The sequence below is a fragment of the Ureibacillus thermosphaericus genome, from assembly GCF_002370195.2.
GTDB lineage: Bacteria > Bacillota > Bacilli > Bacillales_A > Planococcaceae > Ureibacillus > Ureibacillus thermosphaericus.
The window spans coordinates 91,161-109,987 of the sequence record NZ_AP018335.1 but is presented as its reverse complement, the minus strand read 5'-3'; the positions used below and the strand labels follow the sequence as shown (position 1 = coordinate 109,987).

The 18,827-nt window shown below is 34.0% G+C and carries 18 protein-coding genes; 12 read left to right on the top strand and 6 right to left on the bottom strand.

The genetic code is table 11. The features are described 5' to 3' along the window. The first annotated feature begins 1 nt into the window (after position 1). Complete coding sequence (locus tag UtA1_RS00555) at positions 2 to 226, top strand: helix-turn-helix domain-containing protein (protein WP_232019879.1); 225 nt, start codon at positions 2 to 4, stop codon at positions 224 to 226. Between the two features lie 384 nt (positions 227 to 610). Here UtA1_RS00555 and UtA1_RS00550 read toward each other — a convergent pair whose 3' ends face one another. Next, positions 611 to 835: a hypothetical protein gene (locus UtA1_RS00550; RefSeq protein WP_096549709.1), complete on the bottom strand. Its 225-nt coding sequence runs from the start codon at positions 833 to 835 to the stop codon at positions 611 to 613. Positions 836 to 1,122: 287 nt separating this feature from the next. Between UtA1_RS00550 and UtA1_RS00545 the strand changes: the two genes are divergently transcribed. The 6 genes from UtA1_RS00545 (at position 1,123) to UtA1_RS16900 (ending at position 5,695) form a co-directional block, all read left to right on the top strand. Beyond that, positions 1,123 to 2,475: a transposase gene (locus tag UtA1_RS00545; RefSeq protein ID WP_096549708.1), complete on the top strand. Its 1,353-nt coding sequence runs from the start codon at positions 1,123 to 1,125 to the stop codon at positions 2,473 to 2,475. Between the two features lie 183 nt (positions 2,476 to 2,658). After that, complete coding sequence (locus UtA1_RS00540) at positions 2,659 to 3,183, top strand: hypothetical protein (RefSeq protein WP_096549707.1); 525 nt, start codon at positions 2,659 to 2,661, stop codon at positions 3,181 to 3,183. A 78-nt stretch (positions 3,184 to 3,261) separates the two neighbouring features. After that, positions 3,262 to 3,627, top strand: coding sequence for a hypothetical protein (locus UtA1_RS17880; RefSeq protein WP_331854826.1), 366 nt, complete (start codon positions 3,262 to 3,264; stop codon positions 3,625 to 3,627). Between the two features lie 13 nt (positions 3,628 to 3,640). Continuing rightward, entirely contained in the window at positions 3,641 to 4,462 is an 822-nt protein-coding gene (locus UtA1_RS00535; protein WP_331854824.1) for a hypothetical protein, read from the top strand. Then, positions 4,459 to 5,184: an IS21-like element helper ATPase IstB gene (gene istB / locus UtA1_RS00530; protein WP_096549706.1), complete on the top strand. Its 726-nt coding sequence runs from the start codon at positions 4,459 to 4,461 to the stop codon at positions 5,182 to 5,184. The genes UtA1_RS00535 and istB overlap by 4 nt, the downstream gene beginning before the upstream one ends. Before the next feature lie 310 nt (positions 5,185 to 5,494). After that, positions 5,495 to 5,695, top strand: a complete 201-nt coding sequence (locus tag UtA1_RS16900) for a hypothetical protein (protein WP_172597793.1) — start codon at positions 5,495 to 5,497, stop codon at positions 5,693 to 5,695. Between the two features lie 39 nt (positions 5,696 to 5,734). On the opposite strand, the gene UtA1_RS16895 is transcribed toward UtA1_RS16900, so the two are convergent. Beyond that, positions 5,735 to 6,298 (bottom strand): hypothetical protein, encoded by a 564-nt coding sequence (locus UtA1_RS16895; protein WP_172597792.1) that lies wholly within the window; start codon positions 6,296 to 6,298, stop codon positions 5,735 to 5,737. A 325-nt stretch (positions 6,299 to 6,623) separates the two neighbouring features. Between UtA1_RS16895 and UtA1_RS00520 the strand changes: the two genes are divergently transcribed. The 5 genes from UtA1_RS00520 to UtA1_RS00500 all read left to right on the top strand — a co-directional run bounded on the left by UtA1_RS00520 (position 6,624) and on the right by UtA1_RS00500 (position 12,362). Then, positions 6,624 to 8,228 (top strand): ATP-dependent nuclease, encoded by a 1,605-nt coding sequence (locus tag UtA1_RS00520; protein ID WP_096549705.1) that lies wholly within the window; start codon positions 6,624 to 6,626, stop codon positions 8,226 to 8,228. Continuing rightward, positions 8,212 to 9,330 (top strand): UvrD-helicase domain-containing protein, encoded by a 1,119-nt coding sequence (locus UtA1_RS00515; protein ID WP_096549704.1) that lies wholly within the window; start codon positions 8,212 to 8,214, stop codon positions 9,328 to 9,330. Before UtA1_RS00520 ends, UtA1_RS00515 begins: the two co-directional genes overlap by 17 nt. 388 nt (positions 9,331 to 9,718) lie before the next feature. After that, positions 9,719 to 10,690 (top strand): DUF3800 domain-containing protein, encoded by a 972-nt coding sequence (locus UtA1_RS00510; protein WP_096549703.1) that lies wholly within the window; start codon positions 9,719 to 9,721, stop codon positions 10,688 to 10,690. A 249-nt stretch (positions 10,691 to 10,939) separates the two neighbouring features. After that, positions 10,940 to 12,064 carry an IS4 family transposase gene (locus UtA1_RS00505; protein WP_096549702.1) on the top strand — a complete coding sequence of 375 codons (1,125 nt, stop codon included), beginning with the start codon at positions 10,940 to 10,942 and terminating at the stop codon, positions 12,062 to 12,064. Between the two features lie 4 nt (positions 12,065 to 12,068). Further along, on the top strand, positions 12,069 to 12,362 hold the full coding sequence (locus UtA1_RS00500; protein WP_096549701.1) for a hypothetical protein: 294 nt from the start codon (positions 12,069 to 12,071) through the stop codon (positions 12,360 to 12,362). Between the two features lie 988 nt (positions 12,363 to 13,350). Here the strand turns inward: UtA1_RS00500 and UtA1_RS00495 are convergent. The 4 genes from UtA1_RS00495 to UtA1_RS00480 all read right to left on the bottom strand — a co-directional run bounded on the left by UtA1_RS00495 (position 13,351) and on the right by UtA1_RS00480 (position 18,422). Next, on the bottom strand, positions 13,351 to 14,313 hold the full coding sequence (locus tag UtA1_RS00495) for a VanZ family protein (RefSeq protein WP_033826666.1): 963 nt from the start codon (positions 14,311 to 14,313) through the stop codon (positions 13,351 to 13,353). A 655-nt stretch (positions 14,314 to 14,968) separates the two neighbouring features. Further along, positions 14,969 to 15,883 carry an NAD(P)/FAD-dependent oxidoreductase gene (locus UtA1_RS00490; RefSeq protein ID WP_096549700.1) on the bottom strand — a complete coding sequence of 305 codons (915 nt, stop codon included), beginning with the start codon at positions 15,881 to 15,883 and terminating at the stop codon, positions 14,969 to 14,971. A 548-nt stretch (positions 15,884 to 16,431) separates the two neighbouring features. After that, positions 16,432 to 16,833 (bottom strand): Rrf2 family transcriptional regulator, encoded by a 402-nt coding sequence (locus tag UtA1_RS00485; protein WP_033826668.1) that lies wholly within the window; start codon positions 16,831 to 16,833, stop codon positions 16,432 to 16,434. 464 nt (positions 16,834 to 17,297) lie between these two features. Beyond that, a complete protein-coding gene (locus tag UtA1_RS00480) occupies positions 17,298 to 18,422 on the bottom strand; it encodes an IS4 family transposase (RefSeq protein ID WP_096549699.1) in 1,125 nt (374 codons plus the stop codon). Positions 18,423 to 18,827 lie beyond the last annotated feature (405 nt).

The window sequence follows — 18,827 nt, the reverse complement described above, 5'->3', positions numbered from 1 at the left end:
AATGGAAGCAGTACCAGCCCACAAGAAGTTCGCGATCATTCAAGAAATGGCCGGGTGTTATGGTTCTATTCAACAATTATGTGAGATTGCAGGCGTGTCTCGAAGCAGATATTACAAATGGGTAAAACGACAGGAACACCCTTCTCAGAAGCACTTGGAAGACGAGCAGCTAAAGGAAAAAATCAAAGAGTGCCATGAAGAAGTGAAAGGAATACTGTGTGTTTAGTCCGCCAACCAAATCAAGATGAACCAATAATAAAAGTTGATGAAAATGGCTCTTTCCTTGAAGAATAAAGGGAAGCGCTATTTCGTTTTAAAGGCCATATTCGAAAAGATATTGTTAGGAAAAGGATATCCAACAACAGTGGAAACTTTTAAATTAAACTTAAATAACGATAGAAAAATGAACTTTATTTTCAGATGTGCAAATGGCATTATTCTATTATTAGATTATAGTAGCAACGTTTATTAAGAATAGTAATTAATATTTTTATTTGACGTAATAAAAAATAGGCATCTACATTGTAATCGGGTAGATGCTTTTCTTATGTTTCACTTCCTCCAAGATCTTTCTTTTTGAAAGGTGTGTCTGAAAAGTTCCATCACTTGATTATTTTATTTTATCAGCAATATGAATTGTATATCCCTCACTATTTATTTGATAACTAACACTTGTTGCAAAATGTCTATTTTTCGGATAAATCAGCTTCAAATGGATTTTTCCATTTATTTTACTATTTGGTTTCACTGTCACATATCTAATTACATCATTTTGGATTCCGCTCGGTACGTTAATTCCAGAACTAATATAAAATTTTGTGATAGGCTTAGCCACCCTAATTTCATCATCGGTTTGATTATAAATTCTTGTTTGAAATGTGGTGATAAATAGTAAATAATTATTAATTTTTACTTCAACTAAAACCCCATTCTCTTCACCTAAATATACATATTCCTTATGAAGAAGCTTACTAGAAAATAAAATAAAAAATATAATGGAGTTAATTTCATAACTCCAAACCCTTGTCTCACAAGGGTTTCAAAACAATAAAAAACGAGCACCTCCCCAAAATGGTATAATTTAAGTGACCAAACCAAAATTATCCACGAGGTGAATGCCCTATGACTATTGTAAAGCAAATGCGTCTATTTGACATCCATGAATTAATGGAAATGGAAAGTTCTCGTCGTTTCGATGCGATTTTAGCCACATTCGACTTACAACCGATTTTTCAGCTATTTCGTAAAAAGACGATGTATGGCGCACCACGAGAATTAAACTACGGTGCGATGGTGCAGTCACTTGTCATTCGGATTGTCGAGCGTATTCCAACTGTGAAAGATTTGGTCAAACGGTTGAAATATGACATTCTATTTCGTTTAGATTGCGGTTTTCTGCTCTCTGACTTTATTCCTTCTGAAGCCTCTTATTCACGTATGGTCAACGTGATTAGTGATTCGGATGCCTTCGTACAAATGAATGATCGAGTGATTCAAGCCGCTTTCACAGAAGGCTTTTTAAACGATGCGCATCTAACAGAAGATGCCACACATTTCGAAGCACGTGACGCAGCGAAGCCAACAGAAAAAAAGGAAAAAACACCAAAGAAACGCGGGCGCAAATCAAAAGCAGAGCGCGAAGCCTGGCTGTTAGAACAAGCAGAAATCGAAGCGAATCAGTCAACTTATGAAAAGAAAATGGAAACACAACTCACCGTGCCCACTGCGACACTTTTACAAGACATGCCCATCGAACCGAAGTGGGGCGTGAAGAAAAATAGTGACGGTAAAAACACGTTTTGGTTTGGCTATAAAGCGCATTTAGCCGTGTCTACGAAAAGCCAGTACATTGTCGCAGGTGTGATGTCTTCTGCTAATTTAAGCGACAGTAAAGCAGCCATTCCTTTACTGAAAAAGGTAGCGGACGTTTTACCGAATCAGTTTACGACCGTGATTTTAGACAAGGGGTACGATTATGAGCCTATTTACCGTCAAATCTTAAATCAAGGGATGAACCCTGTGATTCCTTATGTGAAACGGCGTGAATCCGAGCTACTAGGCTTTGACGAACATTTCCGTCCAACGTGCGTGCGCGAACATAGCTACTGTTACGATAGCTTCGACAAGAAATATCAAAGCTTAAAATTCACACGCCCAAAGGAATGTGGAACCTGTCCATTACGTGACGATTCACTGTGCCAAAAAGTCTTTAAAATCAAGTGTAAAACCGATATCCGCAAATATACGTATCCGGCAAGAGGTTCGGATTTATGGAAGCAACTCTATAAAGAACGCTCAGCTGTCGAACGTGTAAATGCGTATTTAAAAGAATACTTTCAATTAGATAATGTCCGTCATCGTTCTGGGAAAAAAGCAAAGCTGCATTTCCAGATGGTGATGTTTAGTTATAATGCCTGCAAGTTAGCAGCAGATCGAGTAAACGCCCAATTACAAAACCAACAGTCAGCAGCCTAATTTTTAAAAATAGCTATTTCGAAATTGGGTTCGTCTAAGCTATTGAAAAAAGTGACTTATGAAATTGATTCAATGATAATTAAATAAAATTTTTTTTCATTTAATCACCCTATTTTCAAATTTTTTGTTGATTTCTATATACCAATATTATACAATTTAGGTAAAAAAAGGGAGGTATTTGAGATGAGATTAATTAATCATTTACTAGTATTTTTTGTTACTTTTTTTCTTTTTTTCACTAGTACATCTTTTGTAATGGCTTCCGAGATTAATAGAAATCCGACTCAAATGGAATTGGAGAAAAACATTAAATTAAGGAAAACCCTTGGATTTGATATAAATAGAAATCATGTATTATCAATTTTAAATGATGAAAACAAAGAAGAACGCTTTTCTTATGGATTTACAAAAGAAGAAGCAAAAGAATTTGATAGACGAATGAAATTCCAAAAAGATGAAGTACCGAAGATTAAGCAGAAGGTCTTTGAAAAAATTAATGAGAATAACATTGGTTCATTTTACATTGATCAGAAAAATAACGGAAAACTAATTTTGGGAATTACAGTAGGTACTCCAAAATCAACAATTGAAAAAATAAAAAAAGAGATTAATGAATTAACAACGGAATCTGAATGTGTATGGCAAAATAAAAGTGCAGAGCTTTGCAAAGGAAAAATGCAGAGTCCTGCACTAAATTTTTGTGCATAAACAAAAAAAGACTTGCCAGTCACCCCAAGTCCCACTACAGTAATTGTGTCAAGCAATTGGTAGTGGAGGTAAGAAAGGATGCTAGCAATGTCTGATATTAATTGTATCAAACATTTAAGAAATAACAAAGGTTTATCTATTTCAGAAATACAAAGAACAATGGGAATTAATTGGCGAACAGCTAAGAAGTATGCGGATGAAGATCAACTCCCTAAACAGAAATCATTTAAAAAGAAAGGGATGATGTATGAGGAAAAGTGGGGAGTAATTGTTTCAGATTGGCTTTTTGAGGATTTAAAGTTAAGGAAAAAATTAAGAAGAACAAAGAAACAAATATTTGAAGAACTAAAGGAAATGGGTTTCCAAGGTTCTTATCGTACTGTTTGTTACTTTATCTCTGAATGGATGAATACTCACCAAGAAGAAAAGGATAAGAATCGATAATTTGACCCCCGCTGTGAAGAAAAAAAGGACAAAAAATGAAGAAGCACAATTAACTGATGAATTTGTTCAATTTCAGAATTATTATGGCTTTGATGTGCAGGTATGCAATCCAAGAAGTGGCCATGAAAAAGGAAATGTTGAGAATAAAGTTGGATATATACGCTATAACTTTTTTACTTCAGCTCCAATAATGGACAGCTATGAGGGTTTAACTAATCAATTATTTCATAAATTAGAGGCGGACAGAAATAGAATTCATTATGCCAAAAACGTACGTATTGAGGACTTATGGCAGGAAGAACGGGATTATCTTCTAGCATTACCGGAAAAGCCCTATCCTGTATTTAAAGAGCATCTTGTTAAAGTAAACAAATATAATGAAGTGAAAGTGGATCAGACGTTGGTTCATGTCCCTAAGGGTGGCAACTATAGTCAATTACAAATGATATTAACATGGGATCAATTAAAGATTGTTTCACCTAATGGGGAGATATTATTGGATGACTATCGGCCATATATGAAAAAGCGAAAAGCTTTACCATGGCTTTCAATAATTAAAACATGGATTCATAAACCAAGGGTTGTAGAATATTCGCGCTATAATAAGTATTTACCGGGAAGAATTAAAGAATTTTTGTTGGTAGATAATTTAATTATTCGACGAAAACGATTAGAATCTCTAGCTAGTTTATTAGTTTCTCATGACATGAAGAAGATTAATGAAGAGTTCTATGAATTAATTGCACAGGATAAGCTACCTAGTGATAATAATCCTTATGAAGTGGTCTGGAGTAAATACGATTCATTAGCTCCTAGAGAGGAGGCTGTCAATTGAAACAGGACATTAAAGAATTGTGTAAGTCATTGAGGTTAGCTTATGTTGCGGATGTATACGAGCAAATACCGTTTGAAACTCCGGAACAATTCTTGTATGGGCTACTTAAGGAGGAAATAAGATTAAGAGAAAAAGCGAGAGCGATCCGCTTGATAAAAAAGGCGAAGTTCTTAGATAAAAAGAGTTTACATGATTACGAGTGGACCGAACAACTTCGGTTCCCTCCTCACTTAACCAAAGAGGATTTGTGTAGCCTACAATTTATTGAGAATCGAGAAAATGTAGTTTTAGTTGGTTCACCCGGGACAGGGAAGACTCATTTAGCCACAGGACTAGGGAAAAAAGCTTGTGAACTAGGTTATGAGGTTCGTTTTTACCGTGTTGCCCACCTAGTTGAGGAATTAGAGCAAGCTTTACGTAACAACCGTTTATCAGCATTTAGAAAACGGATGGAGAAGGTTGATTTGGTCATTTTAGATGAAATGGGATACTTACCATTTAGTAAAGAAGGAGCTGAATTATTATTCCAAATTATATCGGAGTTTTATGAACAGAAAAGCGTAATTATTACATCTAACTTAGAATTTAGTCAATGGAACCGGATCTTTACAGATTCTCGTTTAACAGCAGCGTTAGTGGACAGGCTAATTCATCACGCCCATATCATCTCTTTTCATGGCGAGAGCTATAGACTGTCCCACGCATTGTCGAAAAGGAATTAAATGGGTGGCAAACCTCTGCATTTTTAATTGCATTTCTCTGCACTTTTCTATTGCAAAATACAAGTATACCTTAATCGGGAAAATGAGCAGATTGTAAATTAGGCTTTCGGTAAAGTACTCATCGAAGTATCCTTCGATGCTTGCTTTACCGAATGTTATTATCAAGAATCCCTTGATATCAAAGGGTTTAACCAGTTCTTGTATTTTACTCAATAAGCTGACCGGTGAATTACTCGGTAAAGTAAGCAGTGATAAGATAAATTATTCGGTAAAGTAAGCAGATATTTTTTTGTATTGGAGGGATATGAAAGTGAGAGATCCGAAGAGGATTCCAAGAATTTTAACTCTGTTGTTCAAAATATGGGAGCAGCAACCGGATTTGCGATTTAATCAGTTAGTTCAAAATCTACAAGCTTTATATTCCCAGCAAAATAATAACTTTGGTAAAAGAAATTTCTATGAAAAGGATGGAGAGATTTCTTGGTATACCTATAAAAAATCTCATTGGTAACTTAATTATGTTTTTACCAATGGGAATTTACTTACCTTACTATATTAAAAAGATAAACAAGGTAGGTAGATTTACGTTCTCGATGATTATATTGTTATTTGTTATTTTTGTATAATTATGAATATCTTGTTTGAATCGACCAATTAATTCGGATTGCATTTCATCTTCTGACAAAAGATCAATCTGTTCTCTTGTTGTGTGGTATTCCTGTATTTCGTTTGTAGTAGATAATATTTGCATTTCAAAGATTTCCTTTAACTCCTGATAATGCTCATTATTTTTATCAAGTGTCAATAAAAGATATTTTATCTTTTCAAGATTTTCGTTCAAGTCATTGATTTTTTGTTCCAGCCCTTTTTTCCATCGATTTAAGATTTTTTCTGTTTGCTTTTCATAATATTTCAATTCCCTGCCCCATCTTAATGAAAAATCAGCAAATATACTTTCATGAATTTTATCAGTTGATATTTTCTTTTTACACGAAGGGCAACAGTAATACATATATTTTTTCTTGGACTTAGCTGGAGTTGAATTTCTCGTTACCAGTTTTTCTTTACACTCATGACAATAAATTAAATCCCGCAAAATAAATGGACTATCCATGTGATCTTTATTATGTTTATAATTTCTAAAAAAAGGAAGAAATACATCGAGGCATCTCTTCCTTATCTGAACTACAAGTTGCACTAACAACTTATTTTTAATTTTTGACAAAAAGAGTGCGATATATTAGTCTTTTAACATTTAATTTAATGAATGAATTGACAATATTCGCTAATAATTTCAAAATAGTAAGAGGAAAGTAATTATTTCATATAACAGACTAATACTTATACATCATGATGGGCAGAAGTACGCTTTTAAAGTGTCTTCTGCTTCTTTTTTGAGCAATGGGTTTTAATTATAAAAATTGAAAGGGGTTAATGCAGTGATAGAAAAGGTAATCATTCAAAACTATAAATCTATTAATTATCTTAATTTAAAATTAAATGACGAAATGAATATTCTTGTGGGTAATAATGAACAAGGAAAATCTACAATATTAGAGGCCATTAATTTAGCGCTAACTAGTACATTAAATAAAAGAAATATACATAATGAATTAAACCCATTTCTTTTTAATAAAAACATTGTTGAAGATTACATAAAAAATATTAGAAAAGGTAAGTATGATGCTCCTCCTAGTATACTTATAGAAATATATCTAAAGGAAAATGATCAGACTGCATTTTTGAAGGGTACGAATAATTCAATCAAAGAAAATGCATGTGGCATCAGATTATCCGTAGAGTTTGACGATGATTATACAGAAGAATATGAACAATATATAAATCAATCTAATAATCTAAAAAATATACCGATTGAGTATTACAAAGTTAATTGGTATTCATTTGCATCTAACCCGATAACTTCACGAAGCAATCCTGTTAAATGTGTATTAATTGATCCAACGGAGGGAAAACATTGGAGCGGTACGGATAGATATATTTCAAGCGTAATTGGTGAAACGTTGGATCCGAAACAACGTGCAACATTAAATTTTAATTTTAGAGATATTAAAGAAAAATTTTCTGAAATTGATTCTATAGCACAGATTAACCGTACACTATCGGAAAAAACTGGGGAAATATCAGATAAAGAATTGGCTATATCTTTAGACATATCTCAAAAAAACGGATGGGAGTCTAATTTAACAGCATATCTAGACGATATACCTTTTGATTTCATCGGAAAAGGTGAACAAAATTCAGTGAAATTAAAGTTATCACTTGAATCAACTTCTGAAGAAGCTCAGGTAATTCTTATAGAAGAACCAGAAAATCATTTATCCTATTCAAATATGTATAAACTAATTAACCAGATATCTGAAAAATGTGAAGGGAAACAGCTAATAATTACTACACATAGTACTTACGTTTTAAATAAACTAGGTTTAGATAAAGTAGTGTTAATGAATAACGGCCATCATATGACATTAAAAGATTTAAAAGAAGAAACATACAATTATTTTAAAAAACTACCCGGTTACGATACACTTCGATTATTGCTAGCTGATAAAGCGATTCTAGTCGAGGGGCCATCGGACGAGTTAATTGTACAAAAAGCCTATATTCAAAAATATAATAAACTTCCAATTGAAGATGGAGTTGATGTTATAACAGTAAGAGGTTTGTCATTTAAACGCTTTCTAGAGATTGCAGATTTACTAAAAAAAGAAGTTTCAGTTGTTACCGATAATGACGGAGATGTTAATAAAAACATTATTGATAAGTACGGTGATTACTATCTAAACCATCCTACAATCAACATTTGCTATAGTGAAGACACAAAATATCCAACATTAGAGCCGCAGTTAGTATCGGTAAATGAGCTGTCTGTTTTAAATCAAATTTTTGAAAAAGATTTTAAAACAAAGGAAGAGATGATTAAATATATGACAAGTTCAGGAAATAAAACTGAGTGTGCAATGCGTATTTTTGATTCAAATCAAGAAATTGTTATTCCGGAGTACATAAATGAAGCCATTAAATAATGAGCTAATAATTGCTGCAGCAGGGTCAGGGAAATCAACTCAATTAGTAGAAAAAGCATTGCACTACAATAATAAGCAGATACTGATTACTACATTTACAATCGACAACACTAAAGAAATTGAGAAAAAGTTTTTCAAGAAGATAGGATATATCCCTAAAAATGTTGTTGTTCAGACTTGGTATTCTTTCTTATTAAGGGAATGTGTAAGACCTTATCAAAATTTTTTATATGATAAAAAAAGAATTGAGAGTATAGCTTTTGTTAATGGCCAATCTACACAATATATAGCTAAAAAAGATATTGAAAATTACTATTTTAGAGATGGGAAATACATTTATACTGATAAAATTTGCGATTTTATAATTGAGGTAAACTCAAGATCAAACGGATTAGTAATCGAACGTCTAGAGAACATATATGATATCATTATGATTGATGAGGTTCAGGATTTAGCTGGGGCAGATTTAGATTTTCTATATTTGTTATTACATTCAAAAATACATAGTATTATAGTTGGAGATAATCGACAGGCTACTTATTTCACCAATAATTCAAGGAAAAATAAAAAGTATAAAGGAGAAACCATTTTTGATTTGTTTAGGAAATGGGAGAATGAAGGTTTGTGTTCAATTGAATATAAAACGGAATGCTTTCGTTGTAACCAGTTAATTTGTGATATAGCAGATTCATTATATCCTGATATGCCGAAAACTATTTCAAAGAATACCAAGAGAACTGGACATGATGGTGTTTTTTATATTCGAAGTACTGAAGTTAATGACTATGTAAGAAAGTTCTCTCCAGTTGTCTTGAGATATGATAAAAGGACTAAAAATATTCCAGAAACTTTATCACCAATAAATTTCGGGAAGTCTAAGGGACTTACTTTTGATAGAGTACTTATTTATCCGAATGGTCCTATAAAAAAGTTCTTAGAAGGTGATTATGAGGCAGTAAGTAGTCCGAAAACTAAAGCAGGCTTATATGTTGCTTTAACTAGAGCAAGATATAGTGTTACATTTGTAACAGATCAAAAGGTAATTTCAAATAAATATGTTGAAAAATTTACAATGAACAATAGTGAAATTATAGAGGTTTAAACAATTTTGTCTTTATTGGAATTACTGTATAAGTTGAATAGAAGACTATAAAATTTTTAACCCTTTGTATTTCTCCCAGATTTTAATCAAAGGAAGAGATAAATTAAGTTCAATGGGGTTTTAAACCTAAGAATAGTTAGAATAACCGATACTACTGTTTCCCAAAATTTATAAAAGATGTAGAAATCGGCGTAATTTTGATAAAAAGGTGAATGGATTTGGATTCAAAACAAATTTAAAGTGAAAAAAGACCACTCCTGTCAAAACGGTGACTGGATGGTCTCTTTTTTAAAAACTCCCTATCAAAACGGTGACTGGAAGTAATACATACTATATTGTATGTAAATTATAAACAAATATTCATTTATAGTCAAGAAGGTGATAACTTTTGAAATACAATATCTTTTTCGACGAGTCAAATAAATTAGATGCAGAGAAAAAATATTCTTACTATGGTGCTTTTGGTGTTGAACAATCTTTATGCGACAGTATAGTGATGGATATCAACAAGATTTTAAGAATAACAGGTAAGAAGAGTGAATATCACTTTACTGAATATAAAAATGACAAGGATATTGCTCCCTACATATATTGTTTACACCATTTCATAAAAACAAACTTACAAATTAACATATTTGTCGTAGATAACGCTATTGCATTTGATTTTGCTAGAAATGCCGATATTACAGTTACAGAATTACGTAATTTATTTTATGTTAAAATTCCAGAAAGACTCTTTTATGGATTAACTAGAGGTCTTTCAAACGATTATAGAACAGTTGAAATTGTAGTCGATCACAGTCCTGAATATGGAAGCATGAGGGTATATTCAAAGTTAAAGCAGCAAATGAATGCACATGCAATTTATCGTGGTATGAAATATTATGTTAATAAAGCATGGTATAAAGAATCACATAAATCTATTCCACTTCAAATAGTTGATTTATTTATGGGAATTGTTGTCTTTCTAATGGAAAAGTCATATTTAAATATAGATGACGATAAACCGATCATTAAGACTGATCTTATTTATCGTTTTTTAATTGAAGAAAATAATATAGATTTATTTCAACAACATATAAATATTTTTAAATGGGATGGACAAAAAGATATTATTCATGAAGTAAATATTTCAGATTATTTATCACAATTTATGGCATTCAAAACACAGTTTGATATTAATGAAATGACAAAGATAATGAGAATTAGAAAACCCAATGATTCCACTAAAGATATAAGATTAAAAATGGGCTATTCAAATAATCAATTAAGAATGCTACTTGGATATCTTGATCAGCTAGATGGTAAAGGAAGAAACACATTTATCATGAAAAATTATTATAAAAATTTCAAAACATGAATAGAACAATTTCCTATTAAACGAACGGGTTTTATTTCTGTTCAATCTATGCTGTAATTTTTACAACATAATTTTAATTTAATGAGGTAATTAAATTTTCAAGATGTTACACATCACTAGCGTCGCATTAAAATAATTTAACACCTTCAAATAAACCGAATTTTCTGAAATATAATCCAAACACAAAAAAATCCTTTATAATGGTTGGGTGGTAGTAAACCATCCAAATCCAATACAAAGGACAAAACCATGGATAAGTTTACACGAAAAACATCATTTGAACAATGGTTTTCACCGATTCATCGTCCATTATTTGACGATCTAGTGAAAACACATCAATTAAATCACTATACCAAGAAGCTTTATATGGCTTCATTTATGAAACTGCTTTTGTATGCCCAACTCCATGAAACCGAGAGTTTACGGGCGTTGAGTGACGCTGTCTTTTTAGAAGAATTACAACGAGCAACGGGATTGGAATCGATTAGTTTTTCACAGTTAGGGAGACGAATCAATACCATCCCAACTGAGTTCTTTCAAACGATTTTTCTCGATTTAGTGGCACAAATTCATCGGAAAACCAATTTCCAAACAAGAAGAAAAGTGACAACGCCTTTGAAAATCATTGATTCGAGTACATTACCGCTTAATTTGACCAATCATAAGTGGGCAGAGTTTCGAAAAACAAAATCAGGAGTAAAGCTTCACTTACGACTTGTTTTTATGGAAAAAGGACTCTCCTATCCAGATAAAGCCGTACTCACGAATGCCAACGAACATGATCGTGGTCAACTAGAAGTATTTGTGGATGACAAAGAATGTATGTACGTGTTTGATCGTGGTTACTTGGATTATGGGCGCTTTGATCAAATGACGGAAGATGGCTATTTCTTTGTGACCCGTTTGCGCAAAAACGCTGTTGTCCGAGTGTTAGAATCCTTTTTGTTACCAGAAGATTCACCCGTATTCTCTGATGAAATGGTTGTCATTGGAACATCACAAAATCGTTCTGAAAACGTGTTTCGCTTACTCAAATTGCATGATACAAAAGGAAATGAGCTTCATTTACTGACAAGTCGGTTTGACATGGACGCAGATGAAATTGCAGAAATCTACCAATCACGTTGGGCAATCGAACTTTTTTTCAAATGGATGAAACAACATCTGAACATTAAAAAGTTTTTTGGTCACAGTGAACAAGCTGTGCATAATCCAGTGTACGTAGCCATGATAGTGTACTGTCTGAATGTTTTAGCTCAGTTGAACACAAATAGCGAACGCAGTTACTTACAAATTAGTCGCTATTTAAAGGCTTCTTTGTGGAAATCCGCTCACATTTGGTTACGAAAAATCGAAGGAAACGGCGTCCCATAAAGGTTTGCCAGTCGTTGTTGCACAAGTCATAGGTTATAGTAAAAAAATGGATGTTTACTACCCTCGCTTAGGTGTTTTCGTTTTTTCTCTAAAGTCCAGAAAAAATAAAACTGAAAATTCAGACATCATTTATGCGACGGTAGTGAACATTGCTAATCATATAAAAAACGATATTTCTGAATCCTCTTCAGCATTAAGTAGAAAAGAGGTTTATCACTTGGATCAAACACTTAAAGTAAATAACAAGTTAGATGAAATACTGAAATTATTGAAGGAAACTAAAAGCGATAGGCCTTAAATAAAAAGTACCCTAATCATCCTTTTCAGCCCCCTAATTATGATCTTCTAATTCGTCTGTAAAGCAGAGAAGAATTATCGATTAAGTTAAGGGTCTTCGTTCTTCGGATCTTTATGAGTCAGCCAAGTAGGATAAGGTGCGTAATAAAGTAATTAACGCTTTTAACGCACCCTAATTCATTGGGCTTCCACACCCAAACATATTAGAAATATTTACTGTTATATGGGAAAAGAGAAAGATTTCATAGCACTACTCCATTATATAAAAGAAAAAGATAATCTACAGGCCATATTAGTGCGATTGTTCAAATGAAGCAAATCATTTCGGATTATATTTCGACAGAGAGAATTCAATTTATATGCGAGCAATCAAACGGTCATTCTTCTTCTATGGACGAGAAGGATGAGATTACTTGACAGGCCGAATCAAACCTGGAGGCATATTAGAATAGGAAATTCTTTTTGCAAAACTTAGCCTTAGAAAACTTAACATATCACGGATTCGCGGCTTTTTTGTTTTTCTTGGAATTGCAAGATAAAGCATGAATTTGAACGTATTTGGCTTAATTATTAAACTCCATAAGGAAAAATCTAAAGCCTAAATTAACAAAGAGTAGAATTTACTTTTCCAATAACAATAGAGACCTTTTGGCGTTTTTTCTACTTTTATATCCCTCGATATTGATTAAATGAATTTATTTTGTGAGAAAATGCGCTAGTATAAATAAGAATTTAGGAGGAACCGAAACTATGACAGTCTCAATGCGTTTAAGAAATGCTTGCAATAAAAAAGGCAGAATCTATCCCCGTTGACAAGCTCTATCGTTGTGCTTACCTTTACGATATTAAGTATTCACTAGTTTCGGTTTCGGATATTTAACTATATGTTTATTTAGCTAAATCTTTAATATGAGTTTTCAAGGTCTTTCCTCAACCACCGCATGTTTGGGGTGGAAAAAAAGACCATTATCTTGAACAAAACGTTTGGATCAATTCCAGAAATATTTCATTTCCCTAAACCCTACATCCCAAAGCTTTATATTTCCCTTAACGACTATCATAATCTTGCTTGTACGTTCAAGTGGAATTTCAAACATTTGTGGGAACAATTCCGGATAATTCATTTGCTCCGTTCCAGAGCCGGATAATACCTCACGACCATCGACTAAAACTCGTATACCTCCATCACTATCCATTAAGTCCGGTATTCCATAATAAAATGAAAAAATAATCTCCTTCTTGGACGTATACGTGTAGGTTTCACTTCCTTTGCTTTTGGCGTCAAATACATTATATTCAGGTTCAACGTTTTGACCGCTAACTTTAAAGCTGTACGGTTTTGTTCCCGCTGTTGTATGCCCGGAACTATCTTTCAGTTCATTTAAAGCTATAAAGGGACCCTCTGCTTTGGTCAACGTTTTCTCCACAATTCCGCAAATTGCTAATACCCCGATTAGAAGAACAATACACGAGATACCGGTAATAGCCATATTTAGCCAAAAGTTCTTTGTCCGATACCCCAGTTTGTACGCTCCGAATCCAATGCTTGCGCCTAGAGAGTTTTGAATGGCATCGTTAATATCAAAGCTTCCGAGCAAAGTTAGTGCCTGTATGGTTTCGATCACGAGAATAGACAGGAAGAACAATGAAAAGAAACGAATAAACTTCACACGGAATAACAATGGAATCAATATGCCGAATGGAATGAAGGCTGCCACATTCCCTAGATCTACGAAATCCATCAGAGTAGGATGCAGAAAATCAGAAATCTTTGGCAAATGGTAGAACTCAATCGGAAAGAAAATAAAGGTGACCCCAGTCGTGCTTGCAGATGCACCTATTCTGCCGAAAGCGAAAAAAATAAAATATAGTATCAAAATAGTATAAAGAATAGTTACGGTAAAAATAACTGTACGTTTTTGTGGCAATGTTTTTTTGCCCTTGGCAGTCATATAAAAACACCTCCTGAAACAGTGTATCAAAAGTCATGTGTAAAATACATAGTATTGGAGAAAGCTGGATTACAAAAGAGGAGGACATTAAGACAAAATAGACTTCTGCAAAATGTATATGAAGATATTGACGTATATGGAACTCTTCAAGTAGAGTACAGGAATTGTTACTGAACTAAAGGGGGCTTCACAAAGAAGGAATGGCTACTTTTTTGTGGAAATAATCGCATCTCTGGTTGTCTATCCGCTTCGTGGACAGAATTATCCTCCACACCGACTAAAAATATTTACGGTTATTTCCACAAATTGACACGCCTGTTTTAGGACCGTTTTGCACAGTGGCAAACCGTGCAGGAGTAACCCTGCCACCTTTTCTAAAGAGTTGATTTATAAATGGTTCTGAACATAACTCACTACGAGTATATATTTTCATTTTTGTAAGCTATTATCACTTCATTTTTTTCAAAAATTACCATTGTTGAAAATGCTCCCCAAAGATAGAAGGAGATTTTTATTTTTAATCTGTCTACCAATGAGGAGTATTTCATAGTGCTGGAATCACTTTCTTCAAGTAGCTCGGCCTTATAAAAGTGTCTTTTACAAAGGGTACATTATAAATTTAAGGTCCTCTTCATAAATATATTTAGAATTTGAATCAAACGTTGCTCTTCTGCCATTCTTCTCGATTTAATTCTCCGTTTATTGCGGCTGCGGATACAGCGCCTGAAGCAGCTGCAACAATAGATTGGTGCAAGTGTGTAGTTGCATCCCCCGCTGCATAAACACCAGGTACACTTGTTTTTCCAAACTCATCGACTTCAATTATTCCTGTATCCGATATACGGCAACCAAGTGCGACTGGCAATTCCGATCCAATTACCAATTCTGATTTGAAGAAAATTCCTGTGCACGGAATTTCTGTTCCATCTTCAAGCTTAACATGGTTTACCATGCCCTCATTTGATTGGATTGAATGAATTGGCGTATTGAATACCGGGATATTATGTGCACGCAATTCTTCACGTTCTGCTTCACTCAATTCATCAGGACCATTTGTACAAACTACTAACTGCTTCGACCACCCAGAAAGCAATGGGACAAAATGCATTAATGTCGCTCCTCTGTTTATGACAACTAATTGCTGATCCCTTAGTTCCCAGCCATCACAATACGGGCATACAAACGCACTCTTACCATAGACCTCCGCCAACCCTGGTATACCAAGATCACGATCCTTCATTCCGATAGCAAACAACAGTTTTCTTGCGGCTATCTTCACCGCTGAAGCAGTTTCCAACAAAAATTGTCCATCTTCACCTACTATCAACTCGACCGTATCTTCCAAATGGGAAACCGACGGATACGTGCGAAGCTGTTCTTTTGCAATATTTCTAAATTCATGTGGGCTAATGCCATCACGTGTTAAAAAGGCATGAGCCTCTCTAGTGACTGCATTACGCGGTTGCCCCTCATCGATAATCAATGTCTTCTTCCTAGCTCGTCCTAATATAAGTCCAGCACTTAAACCAGCAGGACCTCCTCCAATAATAACAACATCAACTTCCTTCATGATTAACTCACTTCCTCTTATTAGATTAACTTTCCAAATGTGTATACGCCCAATAATTACTCTGTACATCTCATATGTTGTTAAGACCTAACCAGTACTACTGAAAATAACCATAATTCAGTTTATACTGTATTCTAACTGTGCTACGATGATTACATTACATGTTGGCATCACCTCCTTACATAAGAACTCATCCACTAGCTCATTTGACTTTTAAATAATTCGCACATCTTTGAAACACCATCGATAGGCGCTGATTTTCTCTGTATATGGATTTTTCAGTCATAAATCCCTAGTAAAATTCGATGACAGTTAGCGATATGAATATGCAGACTACGTACAGAAACTCCTCCTTAACTTTCGATTTTTTTCCTATAATCTTTCGGGGACATCGTTTTACAATACCGGATTAAAGATCGCTGTATCTTGAATCAACTTATACGGTACTTTTATACATGTTCATTTTTGGAATCTCCTAATTTTTTTTTATAATTTCATTAAAGATTTTAGAGATATATATTATCTATAATTGGTTGAAAGAATATGTGCTAGAAAACGATGTTCATTTCCTGCACAAGATCGGACATTTTTTTATTTCTCAAATGCTCTTCCATTTTTTCCTCTGCTGCCAATACTACTCTTTGAATCGGACAATCTGGCCCGTGATCGAAACTACAATCAAACAAAGAGGCTGATCCCTCAATCGCATGAATAATGTCAAGAAATGAAATATCTCCCCAATTTCGTTTCAGCCTGTATCCACCATTCACTCCTGTTATGGATTCAATCATACCAGCCTTTACTAGCTTGGTCAGTATCTTGGACAGATAAGTTGGTGACACCTTTTGCTTCTCAGCAAGCAGCTGAACGCCAACAGGTTTATCCGGAGTCGCTGCAGTAAGAAAAAGCATCGTATGTAGAGCATAATCTGTAGCCTTTGAAAACTTCATTTATCATCACCCTAATTAAGGATTTTATTTATCTATAATAACTTGAATGTTGTTAGACGCCAAGTATAATGCATGGGCTATTATATTATAGTAGTTAGTCGAACTTCTTGAAAATGCTCTAATCGTGACTATAAATCCCCATTTCTCTCGTTATGAATGGTAATGCTTCTCTTATATATTCTTCTGCAGACACATTACTATGATATTGTCAATCTATTGTTACTCTATGCACCCAACTTAGTATAACAGCTTATAACCTATCCTTCTTTCTAATAATAGCTTGTAGAAATATTCTTTTAGTTCTTTTTTTATAATTTTTCACTACCGTCGCATAAATGATGTCTGAATTTTCAGTTTTATTTTTTCTGGACTTTAGAGAAAAAACGAAAACACCTAAGCGAGGGTAGTAAACATCCATTTTTTTACTATAACCTATGACTTGTGCAACAACGACTGGCAAACCTTTATGGGACGCCGTTTCCTTCGATTTTTCGTAACCAAATGTGAGCGGATTTCCACAAAGAAGCCTTCAAATAGCGACTAATTTGTAAGTAACTGCGTTCGCTATTCGTGTTCAGCTGAGCTAAAACATTCAGACAGTACACTATCATGGCTACGTACACTTGATTATGTACAGCTTGTTCACTGTGACCAAAAAACTTTTTAATGTTCAGATGTTGTTTCATCCATTTGAAAAAAAGTTCGATTGCCCAACGTGATTGGTAGGTTTCTGCAATTTCATCTGCGTCAATGTCAAACCGATTTGTCAGTAAATGAAGCTCATTTCCTTTTGTATCCTGCAATTTGAGTAAGCGAAACACGTTTTCAGAACGATTTTGTGGTGTTCCAATGACAACCATTTCATCAGAGAATACGGGTGAATCTTCTGGTAACGAAAAGGATTCTAACACTCGGACAACAGCGTTTTTACGCAAACGGGTCACAAAGAAATAGCCATCTTCCGTCATTTGATCAAAGCGCCCATAATCCAAGTAACCACGATCAAACACGTACATGCATTCTTTGTCATCCACGAATACTTCTAGTTGACCACGATCATGTTCGTTGGCATTCGTGAGTACGGCTTTATCTGGATAGGAGAGTCCTTTTTCCATAAAAACAAGTCGTAAGTGAAGCTTTACTCCTGATTTTGTTTTTCGAAACTCTGCCCACTTATGATTGGTCAAATTAAGCGGTAATGTACTCGAATCAATGATTTTCAAAGGCGTTGTCACTTTTCTTCTTGTTTGGAAATTGGTTTTCCGATGAATTTGTGCCACTAAATCGAGAAAAATCGTTTGAAAGAACTCAGTTGGGATGGTATTGATTCGTCTCCCTAACTGTGAAAAACTAATCGATTCCAATCCCGTTGCTCGTTGTAATTCTTCTAAAAAGACAGCGTCACTCAACGCTCGTAAACTCTCGGTTTCATGGAGTTGGGCATACAAAAGCAGTTTCATAAATGAAGCCATATAAAGCTTCTTGGTATAGTGATTTAATTGATGTGTTTTCACTAGGTCGTCAAATAATGGACGATTAATCGGTGAAAACCATTGTTCAAATGATGTTTTTCGTGTAAACTTATCCATAGTTTCGTCCTTTGTATTGGATTTGGATGGTTTACTACCACCCAACCATTATAAAGGATTTTTTTGTGTTCAGATTATATTTCAGAAAATTCGGTTTATTTGAAGGTGTTAAATTATTTTAATGCGACGCTAGTGATGAAAAACAAATTGATAAAATATTAATTCATATTAAATAGCCTAATCAAAAAGGTATGTTGACTTGACGGAAATGATGGTAAATTACGTAAATACAAGCGTTATTTCTGTTAGACAAAGATGTGTAGAATAGCCTAAGTACATCATGTTGAGTGCGTAGTATTGATGTCAAGGGTTGAGAAATAAAGATACTTTAAGCACTTATAGATAAAGGGTTTCCTGACATTGAATTTTTCTCATGACATCTTTGTCGAGGACGTTAATGTCGGG